This is a genomic window from Burkholderia sp. CCA53, assembly GCF_001685525.1.
GTDB classification, from domain to species: Bacteria; Pseudomonadota; Gammaproteobacteria; order Burkholderiales; family Burkholderiaceae; genus Burkholderia; species Burkholderia multivorans.
On sequence record NZ_BDDJ01000001.1, the window covers coordinates 780,401 to 807,399 of the forward strand.

General features: G+C 61.9%; 20 protein-coding genes. 4 read left to right on the forward strand and 16 right to left on the reverse strand.

Going from position 1 to position 26,999, the window contains the following annotated elements; all coding sequences use genetic code 11:
• The first annotated feature begins 9 nt into the window (after positions 1-9).
• Positions 10-1,116 carry a glycosyltransferase gene (locus BCR55_RS03655; RefSeq protein ID WP_039225028.1) on the forward strand — a complete coding sequence of 369 codons (1,107 nt, stop codon included), beginning with the start codon at positions 10-12 and terminating at the stop codon, positions 1,114-1,116.
• Positions 1,117-1,223: 107 nt separating this feature from the next.
• A complete protein-coding gene (gene glmS, locus BCR55_RS03660; protein ID WP_065494184.1) occupies positions 1,224-3,041 on the forward strand; it encodes a glutamine--fructose-6-phosphate transaminase (isomerizing) in 1,818 nt (605 codons plus the stop codon).
• A gap of 179 nt (positions 3,042-3,220) precedes the next feature.
• On the opposite strand, the gene BCR55_RS03665 is transcribed toward glmS, so the two are convergent.
• The 9 genes from BCR55_RS03665 to BCR55_RS03705 form a co-directional block, all read right to left on the reverse strand.
• A complete protein-coding gene (locus tag BCR55_RS03665; protein ID WP_065494185.1) occupies positions 3,221-5,107 on the reverse strand; it encodes a nucleoside-diphosphate sugar epimerase/dehydratase in 1,887 nt (628 codons plus the stop codon).
• Positions 5,108-5,119: 12 nt separating this feature from the next.
• The gene (locus BCR55_RS03670) at positions 5,120-6,136 is read right to left on the reverse strand and encodes a glycosyltransferase family 4 protein (protein WP_065494186.1); all 1,017 of its coding nucleotides are present in this window, start codon (positions 6,134-6,136) and stop codon (positions 5,120-5,122) included.
• Positions 6,137-6,141: 5 nt separating this feature from the next.
• A complete protein-coding gene (locus tag BCR55_RS03675; protein ID WP_065494187.1) occupies positions 6,142-7,107 on the reverse strand; it encodes an SDR family oxidoreductase in 966 nt (321 codons plus the stop codon).
• Positions 7,104-7,949 (reverse strand): glycosyltransferase, encoded by an 846-nt coding sequence (locus BCR55_RS03680; RefSeq protein WP_065494188.1) that lies wholly within the window; start codon positions 7,947-7,949, stop codon positions 7,104-7,106. Before BCR55_RS03680 ends, BCR55_RS03675 begins: the two co-directional genes overlap by 4 nt.
• 544 nt (positions 7,950-8,493) lie before the next feature.
• On the reverse strand, positions 8,494-10,668 hold the full coding sequence (locus BCR55_RS03685) for a glycosyltransferase (RefSeq protein ID WP_065494189.1): 2,175 nt from the start codon (positions 10,666-10,668) through the stop codon (positions 8,494-8,496).
• A gap of 13 nt (positions 10,669-10,681) precedes the next feature.
• Entirely contained in the window at positions 10,682-12,736 is a 2,055-nt protein-coding gene (locus BCR55_RS03690) for a bifunctional 2-polyprenyl-6-hydroxyphenol methylase/3-demethylubiquinol 3-O-methyltransferase UbiG (RefSeq protein ID WP_083211765.1), read from the reverse strand.
• A 12-nt stretch (positions 12,737-12,748) separates the two neighbouring features.
• Positions 12,749-14,971 carry a glycosyltransferase gene (locus tag BCR55_RS03695; RefSeq protein ID WP_065494191.1) on the reverse strand — a complete coding sequence of 741 codons (2,223 nt, stop codon included), beginning with the start codon at positions 14,969-14,971 and terminating at the stop codon, positions 12,749-12,751.
• Positions 14,972-15,151: 180 nt separating this feature from the next.
• The gene (locus BCR55_RS03700; RefSeq protein WP_065494192.1) at positions 15,152-15,865 is read right to left on the reverse strand and encodes an ABC transporter ATP-binding protein; all 714 of its coding nucleotides are present in this window, start codon (positions 15,863-15,865) and stop codon (positions 15,152-15,154) included.
• Positions 15,866-15,868: 3 nt separating this feature from the next.
• Positions 15,869-16,687, reverse strand: a complete 819-nt coding sequence (locus BCR55_RS03705; protein WP_065494193.1) for an ABC transporter permease — start codon at positions 16,685-16,687, stop codon at positions 15,869-15,871.
• 399 nt (positions 16,688-17,086) lie between these two features.
• Here BCR55_RS03705 and BCR55_RS03710 point away from each other — a divergent pair, with 399 nt between their 5' ends.
• The gene (locus BCR55_RS03710) at positions 17,087-19,252 is read left to right on the forward strand and encodes a glycosyltransferase (protein ID WP_254661817.1); all 2,166 of its coding nucleotides are present in this window, start codon (positions 17,087-17,089) and stop codon (positions 19,250-19,252) included.
• A gap of 35 nt (positions 19,253-19,287) precedes the next feature.
• On the opposite strand, the gene BCR55_RS03715 is transcribed toward BCR55_RS03710, so the two are convergent.
• From BCR55_RS03715 to rfbB, 5 genes are read right to left on the reverse strand one after another with little or no spacing between them, the layout of a single operon-like run.
• Positions 19,288-20,190 carry a glycosyltransferase family 2 protein gene (locus BCR55_RS03715; protein ID WP_065494194.1) on the reverse strand — a complete coding sequence of 301 codons (903 nt, stop codon included), beginning with the start codon at positions 20,188-20,190 and terminating at the stop codon, positions 19,288-19,290.
• A complete protein-coding gene (rfbD, locus tag BCR55_RS03720; RefSeq protein WP_065494904.1) occupies positions 20,184-21,089 on the reverse strand; it encodes a dTDP-4-dehydrorhamnose reductase in 906 nt (301 codons plus the stop codon). The genes BCR55_RS03715 and rfbD overlap by 7 nt, the downstream gene beginning before the upstream one ends.
• Before the next feature lie 21 nt (positions 21,090-21,110).
• On the reverse strand, positions 21,111-21,662 hold the full coding sequence (gene rfbC / locus BCR55_RS03725) for a dTDP-4-dehydrorhamnose 3,5-epimerase (protein WP_065494195.1): 552 nt from the start codon (positions 21,660-21,662) through the stop codon (positions 21,111-21,113).
• Positions 21,647-22,540 (reverse strand): glucose-1-phosphate thymidylyltransferase RfbA, encoded by an 894-nt coding sequence (gene rfbA, locus BCR55_RS03730; RefSeq protein WP_065494196.1) that lies wholly within the window; start codon positions 22,538-22,540, stop codon positions 21,647-21,649. The genes rfbC and rfbA overlap by 16 nt, the downstream gene beginning before the upstream one ends.
• An 11-nt stretch (positions 22,541-22,551) precedes the next feature.
• Entirely contained in the window at positions 22,552-23,613 is a 1,062-nt protein-coding gene (gene rfbB / locus BCR55_RS03735) for a dTDP-glucose 4,6-dehydratase (RefSeq protein WP_065494197.1), read from the reverse strand.
• 333 nt (positions 23,614-23,946) lie between these two features.
• Between rfbB and BCR55_RS03740 the strand changes: the two genes are divergently transcribed.
• Positions 23,947-24,786 (forward strand): symmetrical bis(5'-nucleosyl)-tetraphosphatase, encoded by an 840-nt coding sequence (locus tag BCR55_RS03740; RefSeq protein ID WP_065494198.1) that lies wholly within the window; start codon positions 23,947-23,949, stop codon positions 24,784-24,786.
• Positions 24,787-24,831: 45 nt separating this feature from the next.
• Here BCR55_RS03740 and BCR55_RS03745 read toward each other — a convergent pair whose 3' ends face one another.
• Together BCR55_RS03745 and BCR55_RS03750 are read right to left on the reverse strand one after the other, a co-directional pair.
• Positions 24,832-25,689 carry a 1-acyl-sn-glycerol-3-phosphate acyltransferase gene (locus BCR55_RS03745; protein ID WP_065494199.1) on the reverse strand — a complete coding sequence of 286 codons (858 nt, stop codon included), beginning with the start codon at positions 25,687-25,689 and terminating at the stop codon, positions 24,832-24,834.
• A 19-nt stretch (positions 25,690-25,708) separates the two neighbouring features.
• Positions 25,709-26,995, reverse strand: coding sequence for a dihydroorotase (locus BCR55_RS03750; protein WP_065494200.1), 1,287 nt, complete (start codon positions 26,993-26,995; stop codon positions 25,709-25,711).
• Positions 26,996-26,999: the final 4 nt, after the last annotated feature.

Below are 26,999 nucleotides of genomic sequence, written 5' to 3' on the forward strand. Positions count from 1 at the left end.
AGCGATCCCATGCTCAGCTTCGCGTCCGGCTTCATCGTTTCCCTGCTCGTTACGCTGTTCATCGTGCGCTATGCGCATCTACACGAGAAATTCTCGATCGACAGCGATCTGGCCGGCGTGCAGAAATTCCACGTGCGGCCCGTGCCGCGCGTGGGGGGCATCGGGATCCTGGCCGGCGTCGTCATTGCCGCGCTGGTGCTGTCGCGGCGCTATCCGACGATTTCCGGCAGCATTCTCGGGATTGTCGCGTGCGGGCTGCCGGCGTTCCTGTCGGGGCTCGTCGAGGATCTGACCAAGCGCGTGTCGCCGCGCGCGCGGCTGCTGTGCACGATGGCCGCGGCGGCACTCGCGTTCTGGCTGCTCGGGATCGCGGTGAAGCGCATCAGCGTGCCGCCGCTCGATTTCCTGCTCAGCTACGTGGCCATCTCGGCGTTCATCACGGTGCTCGCGGTGGCCGCGCTCGCGAATGCGATCAACATCATCGACGGCTTCAACGGGCTCGCGTCGATGGTCAGCTTCATGATGTTCGCGTCGCTCGCGTATGTCGCGTTCCACGTCAACGATCCGGTCGTGATGTCGGCGTCGATCATCATGATGGGCGCAGTGCTCGGGTTCTTTCTGTGGAATTTTCCGGCCGGGCTGATCTTTCTCGGGGACGGCGGCGCGTACTTCATCGGCTTCATGCTCGCGGAACTCGCGATCCTGCTCGTGATGCGCAATCGCGAAGTGTCTGCGTGGTATCCGGTGCTGCTGTTCATGTACCCGATCTTCGAGACGTGCTTCTCGATCTATCGGAAGAAATTCATCCGCGGGATGTCGCCGGGGATTCCGGATGGCGTGCACCTGCATATGCTCGTGTACAAGCGGCTGATGCGGTGGGCCGTGGGGACGAAGCACGCGCATGATCTGACGCGAAGGAATTCGCTGACTTCACCTTATCTGTGGCTGCTGTGTCTCGTGGCCGTGATTCCGGCTACGCTGTTCTGGCGGCATACGGTGCATCTGTTTGTGTTTGTCGTGCTGTTTGCCTGCACGTATGTGTGGCTTTATTTGAGCATCGTGCGGTTCAGGGTGCCTAGGTGGATGGTGGTCAGAAAGGAAAGGCGCGGACATTGAACGCTGAAGTACGGGCCGAAACGAGCGGCTATAAGTTAGCTGGGTAAAAAACTCAACATCATGCGAGTGCCGTACGGCACCCGCTTCCCATAGAAGGTAGATTTTTCATGTGCGGCATTGTCGGCGCAGTTGCGCAGCGTAATATCGTTCCGGTGCTGATCGAAGGATTGCGGCGCCTCGAATACCGTGGCTACGATTCGTGCGGCGTCGCCGTGCTCGAAGCGGATGCGCCCAAGCGCGCGCGCAGCGTCGCGCGCGTCGCCGATCTCGACGCGCAGGTTCGCGACTCGCACCTCGAAGGCACGACCGGTATCGCGCATACGCGCTGGGCGACGCACGGCGCGCCCGTCACGCACAACGCCCATCCGATCTTCTCGTCCGGCGCGCTCGCGCTCGTGCACAACGGCATCATCGAAAACTTCGAGCCGCTGCGCGACGCGCTGCGCGCGAAGGGCTACGAGTTCGTGTCGCAAACCGACACCGAAGTGATCGCGCACCTCGTGCATAGCCTCTATCGCGGCGATCTGTTCGACGCCGTGCGCGAAGCGGTGCAGCAACTGAATGGCGCATATGCGATCGCGGTGATCCACAAGGATCAGCCGCATACGGTCGTCGGCGCGCGTCAGGGCTCGCCGCTCGTGGTCGGCCACGGCGACGGCGAGAACTTCGTCGCGTCGGACGCGCTCGCGCTCGCCGGCAGCACCGACCGCTTCACGTTCCTCGAGGAAGGCGACGTCTGCGAGCTGTCGCTCGACGGCGTGAAGATCGTCGATCGCCACGGCGCGCTCGCGCAGCGCGAGATCCGCGTGGTCAGCGCCTACGGCGGCGCGGTCGAACTCGGCCCGTATCGCCACTTCATGCAGAAGGAAATCTTCGAGCAGCCGCGCGCGATCGGCGACACGGTGCCGCAGACGGACGCGTTCGACGCGACGCTGTTCGGCGACGCCGCGCCCGCCGCGTTCGCGCAGATCGACAGCCTGCTGATCCTCGCGTGCGGCACGAGCTACTACTCGGGGCTGACGGCGAAATACTGGCTCGAGTCGATCGCGAAGATCCCGACGCAGGTCGAGATCGCGAGCGAATACCGCTATCGCGACTCGGTGCCGAACCCGCGTCAGCTCGTGCTGGTGATCTCGCAGTCGGGCGAAACGGCCGACACGCTCGCCGCGCTCAAGCACGCGCAAGCGCTCGGCCACACGCACACGCTCGCGATCTGCAACGTCGCGACGAGCGCGATGGTGCGCCTGACCGGCATGCAGTTCCTCACGCACGCGGGCACCGAGATCGGCGTCGCGTCGACGAAGGCGTTCACGACGCAGCTCGTCGCGCTGTTCGTGCTTGCTGCGACGCTCGGCAAGCTGCGCGGGCACGTCGACGCCGCGCAGGAAACGGAATATCTGAAGCAGCTGCGCCATCTGCCGGCCGCACTGAACAGCGTGCTCGCGCTCGAGCCGCAGATCATCGCGTGGGCCGACGAATTCGCGCGCAAGGAAAACGCGCTGTTCCTCGGCCGCGGGCTGCACTACCCGATCGCGCTCGAAGGCGCGCTGAAGCTGAAGGAAATCTCGTATATCCACGCGGAGGCGTACCCGGCCGGCGAGCTGAAGCACGGCCCGCTCGCGCTCGTCACCGAAGCGATGCCGGTGATTACCGTTGCGCCGAACGACACGCTGCTCGAGAAGCTGAAGTCGAACATGCAGGAAGTGCGCGCGCGCGGCGGCGAGCTCTACGTGTTCGCCGATGCGGACACGCAGATCGTCAACGGCGACGGCCTGCACGTGATCCGGATGCCCGAGCACTACGGGCAGTTGTCCCCGGTTCTGCACGTGGTGCCGCTGCAGCTGCTCGCGTATCACACGGCATGCGCGCGCGGCACCGATGTTGACAAGCCGCGCAATCTTGCGAAATCGGTGACGGTCGAATAATTCTGGTGAATAACGGGACGGTTGCGTCGCACCGTCCCGGTAGGTATAGAGTCGCGCAGCTGGAAACTGGCGGGGTGGCGCGACATCTCGAGACATGCGCTGGCTAAACCGCTAACGGTTTTGCAGGCCCCGGCTACCGCTCGTGCTCGCCGCTAGCCCTCAGCGTATCTGAACCACCGTTAACCGTCTGGCGCCGCACGTACTGCCATCGGGACGCTTTGCAACATAGGCGTCGATGCTGTCTGATATTCCGGCACCCAGCGCCGCAGATCGCGCCGCACCTCGTCGTCGGTCAGCACGCGATGCTGCATCAGCCACGGCAACAGTTCGTCGAGCAGGTTGTCGGGCACTTCGCGGGCGCGTGCGATCCGCAGCTTCGGATGCGGCGTGCGCGTCGTCGTCTCGTCGTCTGCAAGCAGTTCCTCGTAGAGCTTTTCGCCGGGCCGCAAGCCGGTGAATTCGATGCGAATCTGCTCCTCCGAAAATCCGTAAAGACGGATCAGGTCGCGCGCCAGATCGACGATCTTGACCGGCTCGCCCATGTCGAGAATGAAGATCTCGCCGCCGCGTCCCATGCTCGATGCCTGCAGCACGAGCTGCGATGCCTCCGGGATCGTCATGAAGAATCGCGTGATTTCCGGGTGCGTGACCGTCACCGGGCCACCCTTCGCGATCTGCTGCTGGAACTTCGGAATCACGCTGCCTGCGCTACCGAGCACGTTGCCGAAGCGAACGGTCTCGAACTGCGTGCGGCCGCTCGTCTGCTGCAGCGCCTGGCATGCCATTTCGGCGAGCCGCTTGCTCGCGCCCATCACGTTGGTCGGATTGACGGCCTTGTCCGTCGAGATCAGCACGAAGTGGCGCACCTCATGGCGGATCGCCGCACGCGCCACGCGGTACGTGCCAAGCACGTTGTTGCGCAGCGCCTGCCATGCGTTGTGCTCCTCCATCAGCGGCACGTGCTTGTAGGCGGCCGCGTGGAATACGATGTGCGGCGCATAGCGCGACATCACCTGGTCGAGCAGCAGCGAATCCTTCGCGTCGCCGATGATCGGCACGACCGGCTGATCGGGGAAACGCTCGCGCAATTCCTCGGTGAGGCGGTACATCGCGTATTCGGACAGGTCGAATGCGACGAGTTGCGCCGGCGCGAAGCGCAGGATCTGCCGGCACAGCTCGGAGCCGATCGAGCCGCCGGCGCCCGTGACCATCACGACGCGGCCGCGCAGCAGCGCTTCGACGTGCGGCGTGTCGATCGTTACCGCCTCGCGACCGAGCAGGTCTTCAAGATCGATGTTGCGCACCTGGGACAGGAAGCCCTGCCCCGGCATCAGCGCCGTGAGCGACGGCAACACCATCGCTTTCACGCCGGCGCGCACGCAGAGCGTCGCGACACGTCGCTGCGTTTCGACGGAAGCAGACGGAATCGCGATGATCGCGTATTCGACCTTCATCGCGTCGGTCCAGTGCTTCAGGTCGTTGAACGAGCCGAGCACCTTGTAGCCGTAGATTTCGCGGCCCTGCTTCGTGACGTCGTCGTCGAGCAGACCGACGAGCCGCCATTCGCCGGAACGGGACAGCTCGCGCGCGAGATTCGCGCCGGCCGTGCCGGCGCCGAGGACGAGCACGGGCTTGCCCTGGCCGACGAGGCCGCCGTACAGGTAGAACTCCTTCGTCGCGCGATAGAGGGCGCGGGCGCCGCCCATTGCCAGGAACAGCATTAGCGGCGAGACGAGCAGCACCGAGCGCGGGATAATAGGCGTCGGTTGGAACATCACGGCGCCGATCATTACGATCACGGCGCCGCCGACGACTGCCTTCGAAATGCGCATCAGATCCGGGAGGCTCGCGAACACCCATAGGCCGCGATAGAGGCCGAACATATGGAACATCAGGGCGTAGACGGGCAGTGCCCATCCCATTGCGGTCAGCGCGCCGCTCAGGAAGTCAGGCGGGATATTTCCGTTGAAGCGCACCAGATATGCGCAGAGCCATGCGGCGACAACCGCCGTCAGGTCGAAAAGGAAAGCACTCAGCGACAGCCATGATGCTTTGGATCGCAACATCGGCGGGAAACCTCACGAATTGTTTTTGGCGGCCGTCTGAAGCCGGCGCCAACGCATGTCGATCACCACTCCGATACATGCCAGGACGCCGTACCACGCGAAGAACCACAGCCATTGCTGCGGCTCCGGGCGGCCCTTTGCCCACAAGGCGACGATTATGCCTGCGAGCATGATGAGGTACCAATAAAGAGCGGTGCGGCCATGACCGATGCCCGACCGAACCATCCTTTGATAATAATGCTCCCGGTGTGCTTGCCAGAACTGTTCTCCGCGTAACATTCGTCTCAAAAGTGTTACAGACGCGTCGGCAATAAAGGGGGCGAACACGAGTGCCGGAAACCAGATCGGCCAGACGGCGGTACGCCACCCCCAGTAGCCGAGCGCACCGGCAAGGAAGCCCAGCGGAATCGAGCCGGCATCGCCCAGGAACAGCCGCGCCGGGTGGAAATTCAGGAGAAGAAAACCGAACGCGGCGCCGGCTACCGCCGCGCCTGCAACCGCGAGGCCTTGCGATGGATTCACACCGCTCAACGCCGCGACCGCATACGCGCCGAAGCCGAACAACGCCATCCCGCCCGCGAGACCGTCGGCTCCGTCCATGAAGTTGTACAGGTTCGTCAGCCATACCATCATGAACCCGACGCCGGCCAACAGCCACCAAGGCGCCGCAGCGGGATAAACGGCAATCAATGCCACCACCGCCGCGAGGTGCGCCGAGAACCGGACGCGAGCGGGAAGTCCACGGCGGTCGTCGATCTGGGATATCGCGGCGAGCGCCGCTGCGCCGACGGCAATCAACCATAAGCGCGGCGCACATGCCAGCAGCACGACGAGACAAACGGGGACAACGCCCCACCCGCCGACACGCGGCGTCGGCAGTGTGTGAAGCGAACGATCGTTCGGAATATCGGTTGCAAGGCGCCACGCGAGGCCGGTTGCGAGCAGAACGCGCAAGATCGCCGTCGACGCGACGGCAGCAACCAGGGCCACCGCGGTCGCGGCAAGCCAGGCGGGTATCGGGAGATGCATGTCGGCTATTGTCGTGTATCGCGCGAACGATACCATGCGGCGGTGGCTTCGAGGCCCTGGCGCGTCGTGTAAGGCGGGTGCCAGCCGAGGACGCGCTTGATCCGGCCCGTGTCGAGCTGAAGGCTACCGGTGAGGCGGTCGATTGCCGCTTGGCGGCCGGTCAGCGTACCGAGCGCCCGCAGCACAGCGGACGGAACCCGGATCAGGCGGGCTGGCTTCCCGAGTGCGTCGCCGACCAGTCGTAACAGATCAGTGACCGACGGCGCATCGTCGTCGGCAACGTGGAAACATTCGCCTGCGGCACGCGGATCCACCGCGCAGTGCAGCAGTGCGTCGGCGAGGTTGTCGACATAGACGATGCTGCGGCGTGCCGCGATGGAACCGAGCGGTAGCGGCATCCCGCGCGCGACCGCGTCCATCATGCGCAGGAAGTTGGCGCGAACGCCCGGACCGTAGACGAGTGGCGGACGCACGATCACGACATCGAGCCCGTTGGCTGTACCGAACCACGCAAGCTCTCGCTCCGCGCGTAGCTTGGAGCGCCCGTAGGCGTCCTCTGGGTCCGGTGATGCCCGTTCCGACAGCGGCGTTCCACCGTCACCCTCACCTACCGCTTTGATGCTGCTCGCGAACACGATTCGGCGCACGCCATGTTTGCGGGCGGCCTCGGCAAGACGCAGGGTGCCTGCGACGTTGGTCACGTCGAACGCGACGTCAGGATCGGGGGATTCGTCGCGCATCACATGCACACGTGCGGCGAGATGGATCACGCAGTCGGCGCCCAAATCGACCGGCCACGCAGCATCGAGGCCATCAAAATCGACCTCGGCGTGCACCCATTCGCCCACGCCCCCGACGCATTCCCCTGGCCGCCGCACAAGCGCGGTCACGGTGTGCCCCGCCGCCAGCGCGCGGCGACACACCGCGCGGCCGACGAAGCCGTTTGCGCCCGTTACGACGATATGGGTCACGAAAACCTCCAGCCGAAACGGTTGTAAAACTTAAACGCCGATGCGGCAAACATGCGGATGTGCGCGAAGCCCTTGCGGGATGCACCACCGCCGTGGTGGATCACGCGGACAGAGGGTACGTAGGCGACGCGCGCGACATCGTGCGTGCGCAGGCTTAGGTCGTAATCTTCGAAGTACAGGAAGTAGCGCGGGTCGAATCCGCCCAACTTTTTCAGAACGCTGGTACGGAATAGCATGAAGCATCCGCTGACGATGGGGGGATCCCATACGATGTCTAGATCGTTAATGACATCGCGCATTTCGTAGCGTGCAAGGCGGTTCGCGAAAGGCTGCCGAAAACGCAGGGGTAGGAAGCCGCGCACAAGCAGATCGATGATCGACGGGTAGCGGCGGCAAAGGTATTGAAGTCCGCCGGACTCATCGCCGATACGGGGCGCGAGCGCACCTGCGTCGGAATGCGAGTCGAAGAACTTGCGCGCTACAACCAGAGCCTGCGTGTCCAGATCGATATCGGGATTCAAGATCAGGTGGAGCGGACGCGTCGATAGGTCGATCGCGAGATTGTGCCCTCTTCCATAGCCGACATTGCCGTGCCCGGTCAGGACACGGCATGTAATGCCCTGGGCGTTGAGCCGATGTGTCACGGCACTGACATCGCCCAGCCCGCCATTGTCAATCAAATAGAGGTCGATCGGACACTCGGGCGATTCTGTGTGCAGTTGCATGCAGGCCGCGCCCAAGCTGACGAGCGTTTGCTCGAGTTGAGCGGCATCGGGACGATATACGACGATGGAAACCGACAAGCCGTCGGCGTCTAGAGACGGGGCGCTTATTGCATTCATCCGTGGTTTGACAACGCGCTCTCATGATGAAGCGCCGGTTGGACAGGCTAGCAGAGCTCGACCGACCGCAAGTACCGCGCCTATCTGCCGCCCTGCACGAGCATGCCCTCCGTTCCTTACGCGGCGCTGCCCCCTAGGATTTTAGCGCGGACCGGTAGCGGGCACCAAAAAAGTTGCGCCGTAATCGCAAGTAGGATGCCGCCCCAGCCAGACGCTGAATTCGCTAGATCTGCGGTCGCGGAAAGCGTTGAGTCAGTTCCTCAATGGCATGTCCGCCAGCGCATTCCTAACGGCTCGCGCCAGCAGAAGTGCGCCTAACAGGTAAGCCATAGATAGAAACGTGCGCTCCGGCCATGGCATTAGGAGGTCCATAACCGGAATTGCCCAACCGATAGCGCGCCAGCGTGAAAGCCAACCGCTGGCCGATTCCGTCTACTCCACCGTAGTCGCACTTCGCGCGTACGACGCAATGCTATTTCCATCAGACTACGCCCTCAACCCGGGTTCCGCGACGATCCTTTTCTCGCCGGGAACTCGACGGCCACTAGGCACGCAGGCGCCTACGCGCGCGCCACGCCGTTTGCATCGCATACCGCACGAGAGTAATCGCCCACGGCGCCTTAATCCTAAGGTACTCCACAATCTTCAGCGTCGCAAAAATGGCTCTGCTGTTCCGATAGAACGCAAGCTCGCCCTGCAACGCATCAAGCTCGTCCTGCGACGGACCGGGCACCACATGCGCGTCCTGTCCACCCTCCAGCACATACAGTGGGAGTTTCACGTGTCCCGTCTCGACTGCCTTGCCCGTCAACAGCGCATGATATAGCGCACGATGACGCGCGAAACGCTCCGGCGTGTGATACATCGAGTTCGCACGGCGCCGATAGAAGAAATGTATGCCATTCGTTGCAATGAAACGCTTGCCGGCAGCCACTGCCCGGGTATAGAGATCCCAATCCTCATATGCTTCGAGTTCTTCGCGATACTTCAGCTCGCGCAACACGCTAGCACGCGCCATGCAGGTCGCAGTGGAAAAGCGGTTTTCGTACAGGCCGAGCGCCCGCGCCTCGCCATAGAAGACGGCGTAATCCGCAAAGGCGGCCTGTCGACCGATCTGCCCTTCCTCACGATCGAGGAAAAAACCAGTTTGGGGCACAACGAAATCGAATGCAGGATTGCGTCGCAACGCATTGACCGCCAACTCGATAAATTGCGGACCTATGAGATCGTCGGCGTCAAGCGTGAGTACGAACTCACCGCGCACGTGCTGAAGCGCAACATTTCGCGTCGCTGCCAGTCCGAGGTTCATTGGGTTCCGAATGATGCGTATGCGGCCTTCCAATGTCTGAATGCGTTCGATCGTGAGACAGCTCAACGGGTCAGTTGAACAGTCGTCAACCACGACGATTTCGACGTTCTCGTAGGTTGATGCCAAGACCGAATCCAGCGTGCGCGGAAGGTACTCGCCAAGGTTGAAATGCGGCACGACCACTGACACGAGCGGGCGGTTTGCGACCGACGTCGGACCGGGCGATACCCGCAACACATCCCACGGCGACGGATCACAGGGCGTTTTCACGACTTCCGCCACGCCCCGCGTGTACGCAATCGCAAGCGCGGCGGCAAGGCCCTCGGCGGAACCGTCGAATTTGCAACAGTTCGTCCCGTCACGCCACGGTGAAGTATCGCCGAAAGCCGGATTGTTGCCATTCAATACACAAATTGCACCGGCAAGCGAAGCCTCGTACGCCGACAAACAGAATGACTCGAACTGCGAGGCTGTCACGCTAATCGACCGGGACAGCAAATGTGCGCGCTCGACGGGGCTGGCGTTGTCGAGAAAGACAAAGCGCTCTTTCAGATCCGGCGGAACCATCCTCTGCAGCCGCGCCATAGCGTCCGGCGACGAATGTGCGGCGAAAACGACATTTCCCCGATATTCCGAATGGGCGCGCAAAAATCCGCACGCACCACGCAGAAAAAGATCCGGCCGCTTCAGATGCTGGATCTTCGATGGAAATACGATCGGCGTATGCGCAGAGGCCTTGATCGGCTCTCGTGCAACGCCGCCAAAATCCAGCGTCACGGGTGGCGCGTGGACGTGCATCCGCGGCAACCATTCTTCATCCGAAAAGCCGAAGAAAGCCTTGATCGCATGTCCCACTTCCGGAATCTGAGCGATAACATAATCGCAATCAGCCAGCGACTTGCGTTCGAGGTCGTAGGTTGCAAGCGCGTGCTTGCCCACGGGCCGACTGTCGACGTCGGCAAGCAAGCTGTCCACCGTGTGCAAGCGGACCGCGATGACACTATCGCCGAACTCCCGGCCCAGGAGCTTCTCCTGCGTTGTCGCGAAACCGAGCCCTCCCCAGTCGGGAAATTCAATGTAGTCAAGCGTACCGACTTCACTTGCGAGCTTGCGAAGTCCCTGAAGAGCACGCACCGATCGCCAGTGCCACTCCGTATCCGTGAACGCCCATTCCGGTGGATAAGAGACGCCGCTCGCATCGACAAGCTCGTAATTCAGCTTCGATGCAACTATAAGCTTAATATGCGGATATACGGATGCGAATCGATTCGAATCGAGATCGTCACCAACCCAAACGATAGCCGTCCGCGCCGCAAGAGCGGGATCGGCCGAGGACAACATGTTGGCAATAGCACGCCCAATGCCCCCGTGCGTGAAAGGAAACAGCTCGGTGGTTACGAAAACTCTCATTGGTCCCTCGTTCTCAAATTGCCAGGAATTCGGCATAGCGTTGCGCCGACAGCTCATGAAGCTGGCGCTTGTAGTCGTCCATCAGGTCGACGAGTTCCCTCTCCCCCGTGTCTAGCACTTGCGCGATACAACGCGCGACATCTTCGACACTCATCGGATTATCGATGGCAGTGAGACGCACGTACGGGTGATTTTCAAGACCATCAAGAAACAGCGGTCCACGTACACAAGGCGTGCCCACTGACATGGCCTCAAGATCGACCATTGGATGGCAATCGATAGTCGTCACGTTCAATACGATGTCCATCGTCGCCATCAGTTCGAGCATGCTTGCGTGATCGCGATATCCCACCTTTTTCACTTTTGTAGAGATCCACTTCGGCAGCTCAAAGTCCTTTGCAACTACATAGATCGAATCCACCGATTTCACTGTGTGCGCAGCGAGAACATTCGTTGCTAGGTTCTTCCGCAAATCATTCCATGACGGCGCGAGCGCGCTATAACTCCCTGAGCGCGGCGGCCGCCGCCGCACCTGACCATTGTCGACCTTGGGCGGCATGTTGACCAGTTGCGGCGCGAAATTGCGCTCACCGACGATCGGTCCAAGGCCGCGACGAATTGCACTGAAGCGTTTGACTCGGCCCTCCCGCGCCATACGAATCGCCATCTGCGCATAACGCCGCTCATCCTCCCACACCCATTGCGCAGTCGTACCGTGCCAGACGAGGTACTGCTCATCGAATCCGTTGTCTGCAAGTGCACGCGTCAATGCATACATAGAATCGGAAATCCCGTGCAGGACGATCTTCTCGATCGCGTGATCGTGCAGTCGTTGCATGATGACTTCAATCTCATGCACGGGAATCCCCGTTGATGATGGAATCGCAAGCTTGTAGCCGGGCAGCGCACCAACAGCCGAACGGATACCCATCCAGTCGTTATGAAAGATGTGACATACACGATCGAATCTCGTGTCTGAGTTTGCGTACATCGTGTCCCGTGTGGCCTGCCATTCCGCAATTCGCACATCCGGGAACGTGTTTGCAAAATTGATCCGCGAGTCGTCGTTCGTAGCAACCGGCACTACGTGAATCGGAGCGGTTTCGCGGTGCGCGTCGATCATGACGCGATGCAGACGTTTGCGTAGGTCCTGCACCTCTCGCAGATCAGCGCATTCCTTGCGCAACCGTGTGATCTCGATCTGCTTGCTTTCCAGCTCGCGTTCCAGTCTGTCGATGAGTCGCTGCTGGTTTTCCGCCGTTTCGGCAAAGTCGTGAAGCTGTCCTTCAAGCGCAGCAATATCGCCCTGCTCCAATTCACTAGCCAGTCCTTGAAGAGCGACCTTCAGTCTCGGCAGGCTTATTTTAATTCGTTCGCACTCGTCAAGGGGGCGGACCTCACCATCGGACCGCACGATCGAAACGGACCGGCCATGCGCGCCGACAGGCTCGATCTTGTAGACGTCGTGACTTTGGATGACATCGTGGAAAACCTGCACATTGCTGTCGGCGGCCAAATCACCAACATAATCATGTACCCAGCAGCCGCCATGCCAATTGTTCTCTCGAAGATCAAACGGCACGAGTTGATTCTCGATCAGCAACAGATAACCTTCTGGTCGCAGTAGGCTACGCATTTCCATCAATAGACGCGCGGCATCGTCGCGCGCGTTATGAATCAGCACCGACACCGTGAAGACCACGTCGAACGTGGTCCCGGCAAACGCCTCCGTCACACTCGGCGCAACACGAATTCGACTATCTGCATCCGTCAACGTCGCAGGCGGCTCGTCGAGCAACTGCCTGATCATCGTCTCCGAAAAATCGTAGCCGTGGTAGTCCACGAACGGGTACGCCGCGAGAACGCGTGTCATCCGCCCAAAACCACAGCCAAAGTCAAGTACACGCACTGGCCTACCGAGTTGCTCACTGCGATCGCGCAGATGGTCGATTAACCAGGCCTCTTGTGCTCGATACGCCGCACGCCCTTGCTCTGCGCGCCAGTTCTGCTGACGCTCGTAATCCGCCCCTGACTGATGCAGCCAGTAGTTCTGATTTGCCTTTTCCATTGATGACCTCACCTACCTGTCAGCGCGTACGCCAACGATGTGTTCACGTCTTACCTTTCTTGAAGGCAACATCCAGTACGCCATCCGTTTCAAACCTGCTCGCATCCAATGCGGAAGCCGATTCAGACGAACCTGCAATGCCAGCGCTGCGGTAACGACAGCGCTTCCTTCATACGCATCGAGCTTCGCACGCATTGCCTCGACGGACTCTCCATGGACCATGCCGCTAATCCCCTCGAGTACATACATCGGCAGTGCCGTCCTCCCGAACATGATCCGTTTCTTGCGCAGAATGTCGTGGTAGTACATTCCGATCCGGCGCGTCGCCGCGTCGGAATGTATCATCGACTGTGCACGCCGACGGTAATAAAAATGAACAGCATTCGTGACAACAAAACGACTACGGGCCATCACTGCCCGCATGTATAAATCCCAATCCTCGTAGGCGCTCAGTGATTCGTCGTATCCCAGTGACCGCAACACATCCGCCCGGCCCATCATGGTCGCCGTCGAAAACCGGTTCTGGCACAAGCCAGAGGATCTCGCCTCGCCCACGAAGGTGATGCACTGGCTCCATACGTCCGCAGCCGGGTCCGCGTCGTGCCGATCGTCGAAATATGCCGTTTGCGGAACGACGAATGACACATCTGGGTTAAGCGTGAGGGTGTCCACGCCGATCGATACAAACTGGCTGTCAATTAAGTCATCGGCGTCAAGCGTCAACACAAATTCGCCACGTGCGTATGAAAGCGCAAGATTGCGCGTGGCGGCTAGCCCGCGATTCTGCGTCGACCAGATCACCCGGACGCGGTCGTCGTTTCTGGCCTGCAACCGAAGCAGTGCATCACGGCTTGCGGGGTCGGTCGATGCATCATCAACGATAATCACCTCGATATTCGAATACGCGGAGCCCAGTACACTATCGACCGTTTCCTCAACGTAGCCGCCGAGGTTATAGTGCGGAATCAGAACGCTGACGAGCGCAGCGCCGGACGCCCGCTCACGCGAGCGGGCGCGCTTCGGCAATGTCCATGGCCTCGGCCCGGTCTGAATGATAATGGGGTGAAGCGCTCGCGGTGCGGCAAATAGCATCGACAACGCGCGAGCCAAGCCGGCCGGCGATCCGTCGAACTTAGTGCAGTTAATACCGTCCTGCCATGGCGAATCATGCCCGAACGCAGGATTCGACTCCGCCAGGACGCACAAGGCGCCTGAGAGTGATGCTTCGTATGCCGCGAGACAGAATGACTCAAACGTTCCCGGAAACACACATACAGACTCGCTGATGATGCGATGACGTTCAGCACTATCGGCATCGGTAACAAAGTGAAATCGATCGAGCAAATCGTCTGGGATGAGGCGACGCACTTCTGCCAGATAGTCCCCATCCGTCGCCATCGCGATCAGGCCAATGTGTCCGCAATAGCGCGGATTGAGTCGGAGAAAATCACAGCATCCCCGCACAAAAATATCGGGACGTTTGATGCGTTGTATCTTCGACGAAAAGACGATCGGCGTGTCCCACGTGACCGCGATCGACCTCTGCACCGGCATGCTGTAATCCAACACGACGGGCGGTGCGTCGATATGTAATCGCGGCAGCCATTCCGAATCGTCGAAATCGAAAATCTGCTGCATGGCGGCCGCCGATCCCGAGACCTGGCCGATGATCAAATCGCAATCGGCCAGCGCCTTGCGCTCCAGATCGAACAGGGAAAGCGCAGCCCGGTCGACGGGGCGCGCCTCCATCGCGTTCAGCACGCTGTCCGACGTGTGGAGACGTACAGCGATCGTTGCGCTTTGAAAAGCAAGACCCAGGTGCTTTTCCTGCACTGTCGCGAACGCGGCCGCGCCCCAGTCGGGGAACTCGATGTAGTCCAGCGGACCATGTTCGCGTTCGAGCCGCCTGAGCGCTTGCATTGCCCTCACAGATGCGGCGTGCAACGGGTGCGTCGTGTAAAGATCAGGAGGAACGTAGCGAAAACCGGTATCGCTGTCGCGTTGGGCATACGTTCGCGGCGTCGCGTCTACAAACAACACGCCTGGAAAACGTGCGTTGAACCGAACCTCGTCAAACGACTCGCCCGTGAAAACTACCGCGACTGCCGGCTTATCTTGGCGATCGCCCGTACTCGAAAGCTCTGGCAGGCCAAGTAGGTTGGCAATGACGCGACCAATTCCACCATGCGTAAATGGAAACAGCTCACTTGTAACGAAGACCTTTAGTAGCGACATGTGTTCCTCGCGCGCGCGTGCCTCCGTGCAGCTGCCGCAAGTCGCGCGGACCCCGCCACGCTGTCTCGGTCAGCAGTAGAACGTCCGCAAACGCCTGCGCGCGACGCCGCCTCACACACAACGCGTCGCTGAAATGCGATGGCGGCGCGAACCAGATTTACAGGATGCATGCCAGTGAATTCAAACCCGCCGAACTTCCTTGACCGCCCCCGCCTCCATCTCGACGATCACATTGCAAAGATCGTCGATGATGTTCCAGTTGTGCGACGCAAGCACGAGAATGTCGGCCTTGCCGACGAAATCCATCATGTGCTTCTCCGCCTTCTTCACGAAGTCGGCGTCACCTACACTGAGCCACTCGTCCATCAATAGCACATCGGCGTGCACGCTCGTCACGATCGCGAACGCCAATCGCAGCACCATACCGCTCGAGTAGGTCCGCACCGGCATATTGAGGTAATCGCCCAGCTCCGAGAATTCTGCAATCTGCGGCGTGAGGCGCTGCATTTCCGCCTTCGATGACCCAAGAATCAGCCCGCGTAGCACGATGTTCTCGTATCCAGTCGCCTCATAGTCGAGGCCAAGCGTCAGGTCAAGCAGACTGGTCACGCGCCCCTGACTACGGAATACGCCTGAAGTTGGCTCGTAAATGCCGGCAAGCAAACGCAATAGCGTAGTCTTGCCGGCGCCGTTATGACCGATCAGGCCAACGCGATCACCGGCACGAATATCGAGAGACACGCCGCGCAACGCTTCCACTACCGTGAGTTTGTGGCTATCCGACGCGATTCGGCCGCCGGTCACGGACGACAGCATCATTTGCTTCAGCGAGCGGTTGCTTGCGCCATAGACAGGCAAGTTGAGGCTGCAATTGTCGAGATTAAGAAATGCCATGACTCAGATCCAGAACGCGATACGGGAACGAAAGCGGATGAACAGCGGAATCGCAAGCGCGAACAGGACCGCCGTCGTGATCCCGGCGCCCACGTAAACCGAAGCGTCCGGCACCGCGCCGTACAGCGGTCCGCGAACAAGTTCGAGAAACATGTAAAGCGGGTTGTAGTGCGCAACGTATGCGCGATGACCGAGCGCACTGGGCTTCCAGAAGATCGGCGTCAGAAAGAACGCAAGTTGGACAACGCTGCCGACGATGGGCTGCATGTCGCGGAATCGTGCGCAGAAAATGCCGAGCAGGATCGATAGCGGCACGGCAGCGACGACGATAATCAACAGGCCCGGGATGACCATCAACCACTGCAGTGTCGGCACAATTTTCACGTACAGCATCACCGGTACGAACGCGAGAATGTTGTGCGCGAAAAACAGCAGATTTCGATAGACAGACCGGAATATGTGCAGCGAGAGCGGAAGCCGTACCGAACGCACGATGCTGTCCGAGCCGATGAATGCGTTGCATGCATCGAGGATGAGCGTCGAAATCAGCCCCCACGTGATGATGCCGAGCGCGAGATATGGAACGAACTCTTCCGTCTTGATGTTGAGCAATGCGCCGTAGAGCGGCCCCATGCCGGCGATCGTGACGACCATCGTAAGCGTAATCCAGAACGGCCCCAGCACCGAACGCCGATAGCGCTGGCGAATGTCCTGCCAGGCGAGTGTCGTCCAGATCGGGTACGCCTTAATCCCGTCTACCACGTCTCGCATCGCAAGCGTCGCTCTGCTTTCGCCGCCTCGTACTGCAGATAACTGTTGCATGTTTTGTGTGACCCTTTTATCTCAAAAGTAACAACCCACTCGCGCTGGCGTGCGTATATCCGTTCGCATCGTCGACATAACCGCTCCCTCATCGCACGCCATGAAAGCAGACTGCATCGCAGGTTATCGCCCCATGTCGTGGCGACGTCCCTACCCTCCCGGTTTCGAGGCCGTATTGTAATGGCCCCAACCCCTAAGTTCCATCCCGTGCCGCTCAGCACACCGGATATATCCCTGAATTGATTGACTTTTTTCCGTTCCAGGCCGACGCCCTGCTCTCGACCGGCACCACCGCGCGGTCCGGCGTAGGCACATGCCTCCGCTATAATCGATCGCCTCATACAGTGGCCACATGTCTGCATGGTCGCTGTTTGTCCTACAAGTCGAACTTTCACGATCATGCAAACTCCCAGCGATTCGCCCAACGCCGACCGTGAGGCCGCATCCCGAAGCTCAGTCTCTATGGGAGGCTGGCAAGCGGATGCGCGCATCGCCGAACTCGAAACGCGGGTCGCCGAACTGCAGCGAAAGCTTGCCGACGCGGAAACCCGCGTGCAGTCGAGTACGAACGCACAATCGATCATCGAACAGCTCTCGGCTGATCTTGCCGCCGTTCACGCGTCGGCATCGTGGCGCATCACTGCGCCGTTGCGGGCCTGCGTCCACGCAACGCGTCGCGCCGTGCACGCGGCCGAGTCCCTCACGGCCCACCTGCGCGCGCGCGGCGGCGTCATCAACGCACTTCGCCACTACTACGCGATCTGGCACAAAGAGGGCATGCAAGGTGTTCGCCGTCGCGCCACGCGGATTCTCGCGCGCGATACGTTCGAGGACAGTCCCGAAGCGTATGCCCGCTGGATCGCACAGTACGACACCATTGACGACGCTAAACGCGCCACGTTGCGGACCGCTGTCGCGGGATTTGCGCGCCGCCCGCTGATCTCGATCGTTGTGCCCACTTATAACAGCGACATCGCGCTGCTGCACGAGATGATCGAATCGGTGCGGGCGCAGATCTACCCGCAATGGGAGCTGTGCATTGCTGACGATGCGTCCACGATCGAGGCAGTACGAACCACGCTCGCCGATTACGCGTCCCGCGACGCACGAATCAAAGTGGTGCTCCGCGATCGAAACGGCCATATCGCTGAAGCCAGCAATAGCGCGCTCGCGTGCGCATCCGGGGAATACGTCGCGCTGCTCGATCATGACGACATCCTCCCTGAGCACGCGCTCTACATGGTAGTCAAGGCGATCAACGAGCATCCCGGCGCTCGCCTCTTTTACAGTGACGAAGACAAGCTGACGCCGGACGGCCGACGCATTGCCCCATACTTCAAGAGTGACTGGAACCCGGAGCTGTTCCTCACACAAAACCTGTTCTCCCATCTCGGCGTCTATGAAACAGCGCTCGTTCGCGAGGTCGGGGGCTTCCGGAAGGGCTTCGAGGGAAGCCAAGATCACGACCTCGCCTTGCGCTGCATCGAGAAAGCCGGACACAGCGCGGTTCACCACATACCTCATATCCTCTACCATTGGCGCGTCGTTCCCGGTAGCACCGCGGCATCCGGCGCAGAAAAGCCCTACGCGCTAACCGCCGGCATTCGCGCTGTCGAAGAACACTTGCAGCGAATTGGTGTCGAGGCGACTGTCTCGCAAGCCGCCAGCGATATTGGCCTAATTCGCGTGCGCTATGCAATGCCGGCACCCGCGCCGCTCGTCTCGATCGTGATTCCGACACGCGACGGGGTCGAACTGCTTCGGCAATGCGTCGAGAGCATCTTCACCCGCAGCACGTACCCGAACTTCGAGATCATCATCGTCGACAATGGCAGCGTGAAGCCCGAAACGCTCGCGTACTTCGATTCGTTGAATACACGTCCGAACGTCCGCGTGCTGCGCGACGATCGTCCATTCAACTTTTCGGCGCTCAATAACGCCGCCGTCAGCCAGTCGCATGGCGAATACATCTGCCTGCTCAATAACGACATCGAGGTCATCACGCCCGAGTGGCTCGAGGAGATGGTGTCTCTCGCTGCGCGGCCTGGCAATGGTGCCATCGGCGCCTGCCTCTGGTACCCAAACGACACACTTCAGCATGGTGGCGTGATGCTGGGTCTCGGCGGCGTGGCGGGCCACATCCACGCCCGGCTGCCACGCGGCGCATTCGGTTACTTCGGCAGAGCCGTGTCCACCCAGAACCTCTCCGTAGTCACCGCTGCCTGCCTGCTCATTCGCAGGTCAATCTACGATGAAGTGCATGGCCTCGACGAAGAGCTCGCTGTCGCCTTCAATGACGTCGATTTCTGCATCCGTGTCCGCAATGCTGGTTATCGGAATGTCTGGACGCCCTACGCCGAGCTATACCATCACGAATCCGCCACGCGCGGCTCCGATCTCTCGCCCGAGAAGGCACGACGTTTCGCGCGAGAAATCCGCTTCATGGAACAACGCTGGGGCGCGGCACTCTTCAACGACCCTGCCTACAACCCCAACCTCACGCTCGATGCGTCGAAGCACGCCTTCGCACTTGCCGACGAGCCTCGCATTGGCCAATTCGATTGATGCTCATCCCCGTCGTTCGGCATTCTCACAATTCGTTACAGCATTCCCATCCGGCCGGCCCAGCCGTGTCGGATGCCACGCAGCGCCATTGTCAGATGCGCGCGCGCGTCCGGCGCATACAACGCATAGATGACTAGCCGCACGGGAAGCTTGACCAACTCCGTCGACTTCCAAGTCCACGGAACATAGCTACGCTTCAACAACGCCACGGCGTTGCGAAACAGATAGTAGTGACGCACAGGGCTGTGCATCGGATAACTACGCCCCAGCGCACGAATCGGCTCTTCGCCCAGCTCGTGCTGCATTTTGATCCACGGTATGCCGACCACGCGATAACCGCGTGACCGCGCACGTATGCACCACTCGGTGTCGACGAAATCGATGAATAGCGAATCGTCCATGGGTCCGACGTCACTCCAGCATCCGAGATTCACACACGAGCCTGACGTGATCAGGAAGTCCACGTCGATCGGCACATCGCCAAGCGGCGCGATTCTCTTCAGACGGAAATACCCAAATCGCACGAACGGCGCCACTCCCCGCAGCCGCGTATCTTCATAGGCTGGCCCCACCACGGCAACCAGCTCGCCCCGCGCAATACATTCGCTCATCGCGCGCACTAGTTCGGATACCAATGCTTCAGTTGGCTCGCTGTCCTGATCAAACAGCAACGCGTATTTGCGGCCCTCCGCAATTAAGCGCTCTAGCCCCTGATTCAGCGCGGTCGCAATACCGACGTTGCGCGCATTCGCCAGATAACCGATGCGCGCATCAAGCGCGCGTTCGACGTCTGGCGAATGCGCATCCGCCGGCGTATTGTCGACGACGATGCAGCGACACAGATTCGCGATTCGATTGGCGCGCTCGATGCATGCCCGGTCGGGGTTGTAGAAAACGACGACTGCACCGACGTCCTCGGGGAGGATACCGTTCAACATGCGCCACCCAGGCACAGATCCAGTGCATCGCGCCAGTCCAGTGGTCTAATGCCGAACACCTCGGTCAGCTTCGATGTATCCAATCGTGAATTCATGGGACGCCTCGCCGGCAATGGATAATCGGTCGCGGGAATGGGTACGACACGCGGCGCCGATGTCAGAGCCGCACGCTGAAAGATCGCCTCCGCGAATCCGGCCCACGACGTGCTGCCGCTAGCTGTCAGGTGGTACACGCCGCTTCGCGGCGCCGCCCATTCATGCAATTCGCCTAATGCGCCGACACCCTGCGCCAATACATGCGAGGTCAAGGTCGCAACGGTCGCCGACCAGGTCGGCGCTCCGATCTGGTCGGCGACCACACGGAGCTCGGCCCGCTGCTCCGCGAGGCGCAGCATCGTCAGCAGGAAGTTCTTGCCCCGGCGACCATACACCCAACTGGTGCGAAAGATGAAATACGCGCAATCCGCCGCCGCGATCGCCCGCTCACCTTCAAGCTTAGTGACGCCATATACACTCTGTGGCACGGTCGCATCGTCCTCGACATACGGGCCGGTTTTGTTGCCGTCGAACACGTAATCGGTCGAGTAATAGACAAACACGGCATTCAGACGCTTCGCCTCTTCGGCTAGGACGGCGGGCGCTTCGACATTGATCTGCCGCGCCGTCACAACGTCCGTCTCCGCCTGGTCGACCGCAGTATACGCGGCCGGGTTCACGATGATCGACGGACGTGCTTCGCGCACAAGCGTCCGGATCGCGTCGGGACGTCGTAGATCGAGCGCGGCTCGATCGAGCGCAATCACGCGACCGATCCCCTGCAACGTCCGCAGCAATTCGAACCCGACTTGGCCACTGATTCCCGTGACGAGAATTGTGTGGTTACTGTTTGGGGCAATCATCATTTGCCTCTCTGCATCGCGTCACGCGAATACGTCGGCATCGGCCAAGCACTTGCCCGCTGCGTCCTTCGCCGCCAATAGCGGCTCGAAATCGATCGGCCACTCGATGGCGATATCCAGATCGTTCCACACGATGCTGCGCTCGTGCTCGGGGTACCAGTAATCGGTCGTCTTGTAGAGGAACTGCGCCGCCTCCGACAGCACGACGAAGCCGTGCGCGAATCCGGGCGGCACCCAAAGCTGCCGATGGTTGTCCGCCGACAGCGTCACGCCGACCCACTTGCCGAAGTTCGGCGAACTGCGGCGAATGTCCACGGCCACGTCGAACACTTCCCCTTCGACCACGCGCACAAGCTTGCCCTGCGCATGCTGGATTTGATAATGCAGCCCGCGCAGCACACCCTTCGCCGAGCGCGAATGGTTGTCCTGCACGAACTCGACGCCCGGCTCGACCTGCTCCGCGAACTCGCGCCCGTTGAAGCTTTCGTAGAAGTAGCCGCGCGCATCGCCGAATACCTTCGGCTCGATGATTTTGACTTCGGGCAGTGCCGTAGCAGTTACCGTGATGGCCATGCAACCTGATCCGTAAGAATGTTCAGCAGATATTTGCCGTAGCCGTTCTTCGCCAGCGGCTGCGCCAATTTCTGCACTTGTTCCGCGTCGATCCAGTGGCGGCGGTATGCGATTTCCTCGGGGCACGCGACCACCAGCCCTTGCCGCTTCTGCAGCGTCGCGATGAAGCTCGCCGCTTCGATCAACGAATCGTGTGTGCCGGTGTCGAGCCAGGCGTAGCCGCGGCCCATGATCTCGACGTTGAGCGTGCCATCGGCGAGGTAGCGCGAATTGACGTCGGTGATTTCCAGTTCGCCGCGCGCGGACGGCTTGATGTCGGCCGCGATGTCGCACACGCGGTTGTCGTAGAAGTACAGGCCCGTGACCGCATAGTGCGAACGCGGCTTCGCCGGCTTCTCTTCGATCGACAGCGCACGAAAGTCCTTGTCGAACTCGACCACGCCATACCGCTCGGGATCGTGCACGTGATAGGCGAACACGGTCGCACCGTGTGCCTGCGCGTTGGCGTGCTCGAGCTGCTTGGCGAGATCGTGGCCGTAGAAGATGTTGTCGCCGAGAATCAGCGCCGACGGATCGTTGCCGACGAAGCCCTTGCCGATGATGAACGCCTGCGCGAGACCGTCGGGCGACGGCTGCACCGCATACTGAATGTTCATCCCCCACTGACTGCCGTCGCCGAGCATCGATTCGAAGCGCGGCGTGTCCTGCGGTGTCGAGATGATCAGGACGTCGCGAATGCCCGCGATCATCAGCGTCGACAGCGGATAGTAGATCATCGGCTTGTCGTACACGGGCAGCAGTTGCTTCGATACGGCCTGTGTGATCGGATAGAGCCGCGTGCCGGAACCGCCCGCGAGAATGATGCCTTTGCGTGCCATGTCTGCCACCCTTACGCGCGCTGCGCGTAGTTGGTCTCGACCCACTTGCGGTACTCGCCCGATGCGACTTCGTCGACCCACTGCTGGTTGTCGAGATACCAGTCGACCGTCTTCGCGAGACCGGTTTCGAACGTCTCCGCCGGCTTCCAGCCGAGCTCGCGCTCCAGCTTGCGCGCGTCGATCGCATAGCGGCGATCGTGGCCCGGGCGATCGGTCACGTACGTGATCTGATCGCGATACGAGCCCGTTGCCTTCGGCCGCTTCGCGTCGAGCAGGTCGCACAGCGTATGCACGACCTCGAGGTTCTTCTTCTCGTTCCAGCCGCCGACGTTGTACGTCTCGCCCGGCACGCCGCGCGCGAGTACCTCGCGGATCGCGCTGCAGTGGTCGCCTACATACAGCCAGTCGCGCACGTTCTGGCCGTCGCCGTACACGGGCAGCGGCTTGCCGGCAAGCGCGTTGGCGATCATCAGCGGAATGAGTTTTTCCGGGAACTGGTACGGGCCGTAGTTGTTCGAGCAGTTCGTCGTCAGCGTCGGCAGGCCGTAGGTGTGATGGTACGCACGAACGAGGTGATCGGAGCCGGCCTTGGTCGCCGAGTACGGGCTGTTCGGCGCGTACGGTGTCGTCTCCGAGAATTGCGGGTCCGTGGCGGACAGCGAGCCGAATACTTCGTCCGTCGAGACGTGCAGGAAGCGGAACGCGGCCTTGTCGGCTTCGCGCAGCGCGTTCCAGTATTGACGCGTGGCTTCGAGCAGCGTGAAGGTGCCGACCACATTGGTCTGCACGAAATCGGCCGGGCCGTGAATCGAGCGGTCGACGTGGCTTTCCGCCGCGAAGTGCAGCACCGCACGCGGCTTGTGCTCGGCGAACAGTGCGTCGAGCGCAGCGCGGTCGCAGATATCGACACGCGCAAACACGTGCTTCGGATTGCCCTCCAGCGACTGCAGCGTACGAAGGTTGCCCGCGTAGGTCAGTTTGTCGACGTTGAGCACGGCTTCGTCGGATGCGCGCAGCCAGTCGAGTACAAAGTTGGCGCCGATAAAGCCAGCACCGCCCGTAACCAGAATCATGGGGCTCCCTCTAGTAATGCCCGGTAGCGCCAGCCGGCCCTACCGCATCGGATTCGCACGCGGCGTCATCGTCACGCGAAACCGAGAATTTTACCCGCCCACCATGGCAGTCAAAGTCATGAAATGCTAATTTTGTTCGGGAAAACGACAATTATAGGGACCCGTCGACCGCAAAATCCACGCCGCTAACAACTTGATACAGCGCTCGGGACCCCTGCGTCGAATAAAATTTCCTGTCGAATCAATGACATTTCGGGGAACGTCGGTTGCAAAATGGCGTCTCGTACCAACGAATCTTCTTTCCGCGCGGAAATCAATAGCACTGCCGCTCTCATGACCCCGACTCCCATCGCCATCGGCGACATCCAAGGCTGTCATTCAGCTTTCGATTCGCTGCTGAAAAAACTCTCCGCCCCCGCCGATACGCCGCTCTGGATCGCCGGCGACATCGTGAACCGCGGCCCCGGCTCCCTCGCCGCGCTGCGTTCGCTGATCGACCTCGGCCCGCGCGTCACGGCCGTCCTGGGCAACCACGACCTGCACCTGCTCGCCGTGTCGGCCGGCATCCGCACCGAGCGCCGCGGCGACACGATCGGCGAGATCCTCGATGCGCCCGACGCCGACGCCCTGCTCGACTGGGTCCGCCACCGCCCGTTCGCGCATTTCGAAGACGGCAAACTGCTCGTCCACGCGGGCGTGCTGCCGCAATGGGACGTGACGCTCGCCCTCGAACTCGCGGACGAACTCCAGCAGGCACTGCGCGCGCCCGACTGGCGCGAGACGCTGCAAAAGCTGTACGGCAACGAGCCGAACCAGTGGAATCCGAACCTGAAAAAGCGCGACCGGATGCGCGTCGCGTTCAACGCCTTCACACGCCTGCGGTTCTGCACCGCGGACGGGGCGATGGAATTCAAGGCGAACGGCGGCCCCGAGAGCGCGCCGCCCGGCTATCTGCCGTGGTTCGACGCCCCGGACCGCCACACCGAAGACGTGACGGTCGTGTTCGGACATTGGGCCGCGCTCGGCCTGATGCTGCGCGACAACGTCGTCGCGCTCGATTCGGGATGCGTATGGGGCAATCAGCTGTCGGCCGTGCGCCTGACGGCCGATCCGGCACAGCGCACGGTCACGCAAGTGCAATGCGAAGCATGCCGCACACCGGGCGGCGAATGACCGCAATGTAACGGCCGCGGCCCGCGCCAACGGGCCGCGGCACGATCAGCCTTCGCGCCCCGGCACCGGCTCTTCGGCGGCACCGTCGCGGGCCGCGTCAGAGCCGACTTCCGCGACCGGATAGGCATGCTTCGCGAGCTCGGCCAGCGCCTCGGCCGACGGCTTGCCGACCGTCGCCTGCATCGCTTCAAGCGCGGCCGCGATCGCGTCGCGCGCGGCGGCCGACATCGCACGCCGGTCGCCGCCCGGCGGGATCGGATCGCACACGTACAGATGCGCGACGAGCGGCCCGCCGCGCAGCACCATGTCGAGCGACATGCCGAGCGACAACTCGCCCGTATAGGCCGGCGCGACCGACTGCCGCCCCTGCGCATCCTCGTACATCAGGCAGATCGGCTGCACCGCGCAGCCGGCCGACACCGCGGCCTGGAACAGATTCGCATGGAACGGAAGCAGCCCCTGCCCGTCGGATGTCGTGCCTTCCGGAAACACGCACATCACGCCGCCGCTGCGCAGCCGGTCGGCCATCTCGTGCATGACCCGCATCGCCTCGGTGCGCTTCTCGCGCTGCAGGAACACGGTGTCGAGCTTCTCGGCCAGCCAGCCGACCACCGGCCACTGCCGCACCTCGGCCTTCGACACGAACGGCGTCGGCCGCCACGCGTTGACGGTGTAGATGTCGAGCCACGACACGTGATTGCCGACGACAAGCGCGCCCGCGTCAAGACGCGCGCCGTCGTTGTGGACGACGAGGCGCAGCCCGCAGATGCGCAGCAGCTTGAGCGACCAGCGGCGCGTGAGCTCGAGGCGCCGCGCGGGCGTCACGTGCGAAAAGCGCAGCGCGACGATCGCCATGCCGCGCAACAGGTGAAAGACGAGGCGCAGCTTGCGGATAGCGTTCATGACGAAAGCCCGGCGTGGTTCAGTTGCGCTCGAACGCGACCTGCCCGGCGACGAGCGTCGCGCGCACGCATGCGGGCAGCTCGTAGCCGAGGAACGGCGAGTTGTGGCCCTGGCTCTTCAGCGCGCGCGGCTCGACGCGCCAGTGCGCGCGCGGGTCGAACACGCAGAGATCGGCCGCACTGCCTTCGGTCAGACGGCCGGCAGGCAGATTCAGCACGTCCGCAGGCGCCGACGTGATGCGGCGCAGCGCCTGCGCGAGCGGCGTGCGCGTCTCGTCGGCCCACTTCACGGTTAGCGACAGCAGCAGTTCGAGGCCGGTCGCGCCGGGCGTCGCTTCGCCGAACGGCAGCAGCTTCTCGTCGTCGTCGACCGGCGTGTGATCGGAGCAGATCGCGTCGATGGTGCCGTCCGCGAGCGCCGCACGGATCGCCTCGCGATCGCGCTCGCTGCGCAGCGGCGGATCTAGCCGGAACTGCGAATCGAAATAGCCGATGTCGACGTCGATCAGGTGCAGATGATTCACGCCGACATCGCACGTGACGGGCAGCCCTTCGGCCTTCGCCGCGCGCACGAGCGCTAGGCCCGCCGCCGACGACAGCCGCGCGAGGTGCACGCGCGCGCCGGTCACGCGCATCAGTTCGAAAATCGTATGCAGCGCGATCGTCTCGGCCGCGACCGGCACGCCCGACAGCCCGAGCCGCGACGCAACGGGCCCGCTCGCCGCGACGCCGCCCTTGCCGATGAACGCGTCGAGCGGGCGCAGCCAGGTGGTGTAGCCGTAGGTGCTCGCGTACTGCAGTGCGCGCAGCAGCACCTGCGTGTCGCGCAGCGGCACGTTCGCATGCGTGAAGCCGACGCAGCCGGACTCGGTCAGCGCGACCATCTCGGTGATCACTTCGCCCTTCAGCCCGACGGTCAGCGCGCCGAGCGGATGCACGTTGGCCTGATGCAGATTGCGCGCGCGGAACTTCAGCATCTCGACGAGGCCCGGCTCGTCGAGCACGGGATCGGTGTCCGGCGGACACACGAGCGTCGTCACGCCGCCGGCGACGGCCGCCGCCATCTCGGACGCGAGCGTCGCCTTGTGCTCGTAGCCGGGCTCGCGCAGCCGCGCGCACAGGTCGACGAGGCCGGGCGCGACGATCTGGCCCGTCGCGTCGATCGTCTTGTCGGCGGCGAAGCCGGCCGGCGCGTGGCCGGCTTCGGCGATCGCGTCGATCTTGCCGCCCGAGATGAATACGTCGGCTTGCCGTTCGCTGCCGGCGACCGGATCGATCAGCGTGCCGCCTTTGATATGAATCTTCATGCGC

Bases quoted from the DNA above. Each gene is read 5' to 3' on its own strand.
- BCR55_RS03655 (WP_039225028.1), top strand. From the start codon at position 10: ATGCTCAGCTTCGCGTCCGGCTTCATCGTTTCCCTGCTCGTTACGCTG.
- glmS (WP_065494184.1), top strand. From the start codon at position 1,224: ATGTGCGGCATTGTCGGCGCAGTTGCGCAGCGTAATATCGTTCCGGTG.
- BCR55_RS03665 (WP_065494185.1), bottom strand. From the start codon at position 5,107: ATGTTGCGATCCAAAGCATCATGGCTGTCGCTGAGTGCTTTCCTTTTC.
- BCR55_RS03670 (WP_065494186.1), bottom strand. From the start codon at position 6,136: ATGCATCTCCCGATACCCGCCTGGCTTGCCGCGACCGCGGTGGCCCTG.
- BCR55_RS03680 (WP_065494188.1), bottom strand. From the start codon at position 7,949: ATGAATGCAATAAGCGCCCCGTCTCTAGACGCCGACGGCTTGTCGGTT.
- BCR55_RS03685 (WP_065494189.1), bottom strand. From the start codon at position 10,668: ATGAGAGTTTTCGTAACCACCGAGCTGTTTCCTTTCACGCACGGGGGC.
- BCR55_RS03690 (WP_083211765.1), bottom strand. From the start codon at position 12,736: ATGGAAAAGGCAAATCAGAACTACTGGCTGCATCAGTCAGGGGCGGAT.
- BCR55_RS03695 (WP_065494191.1), bottom strand. From the start codon at position 14,971: ATGTCGCTACTAAAGGTCTTCGTTACAAGTGAGCTGTTTCCATTTACG.
- BCR55_RS03700 (WP_065494192.1), bottom strand. From the start codon at position 15,865: ATGGCATTTCTTAATCTCGACAATTGCAGCCTCAACTTGCCTGTCTAT.
- BCR55_RS03705 (WP_065494193.1), bottom strand. From the start codon at position 16,687: ATGCAACAGTTATCTGCAGTACGAGGCGGCGAAAGCAGAGCGACGCTT.
- BCR55_RS03710 (WP_254661817.1), top strand. From the start codon at position 17,087: ATGCAAACTCCCAGCGATTCGCCCAACGCCGACCGTGAGGCCGCATCC.
- BCR55_RS03715 (WP_065494194.1), bottom strand. From the start codon at position 20,190: ATGTTGAACGGTATCCTCCCCGAGGACGTCGGTGCAGTCGTCGTTTTC.
- rfbD (WP_065494904.1), bottom strand. From the start codon at position 21,089: ATGATTGCCCCAAACAGTAACCACACAATTCTCGTCACGGGAATCAGT.
- rfbC (WP_065494195.1), bottom strand. From the start codon at position 21,662: ATGGCCATCACGGTAACTGCTACGGCACTGCCCGAAGTCAAAATCATC.
- rfbA (WP_065494196.1), bottom strand. From the start codon at position 22,540: ATGGCACGCAAAGGCATCATTCTCGCGGGCGGTTCCGGCACGCGGCTC.
- rfbB (WP_065494197.1), bottom strand. From the start codon at position 23,613: ATGATTCTGGTTACGGGCGGTGCTGGCTTTATCGGCGCCAACTTTGTA.
- BCR55_RS03740 (WP_065494198.1), top strand. From the start codon at position 23,947: ATGACCCCGACTCCCATCGCCATCGGCGACATCCAAGGCTGTCATTCA.
- BCR55_RS03745 (WP_065494199.1), bottom strand. From the start codon at position 25,689: ATGAACGCTATCCGCAAGCTGCGCCTCGTCTTTCACCTGTTGCGCGGC.
- BCR55_RS03750 (WP_065494200.1), bottom strand. From the start codon at position 26,995: ATGAAGATTCATATCAAAGGCGGCACGCTGATCGATCCGGTCGCCGGC.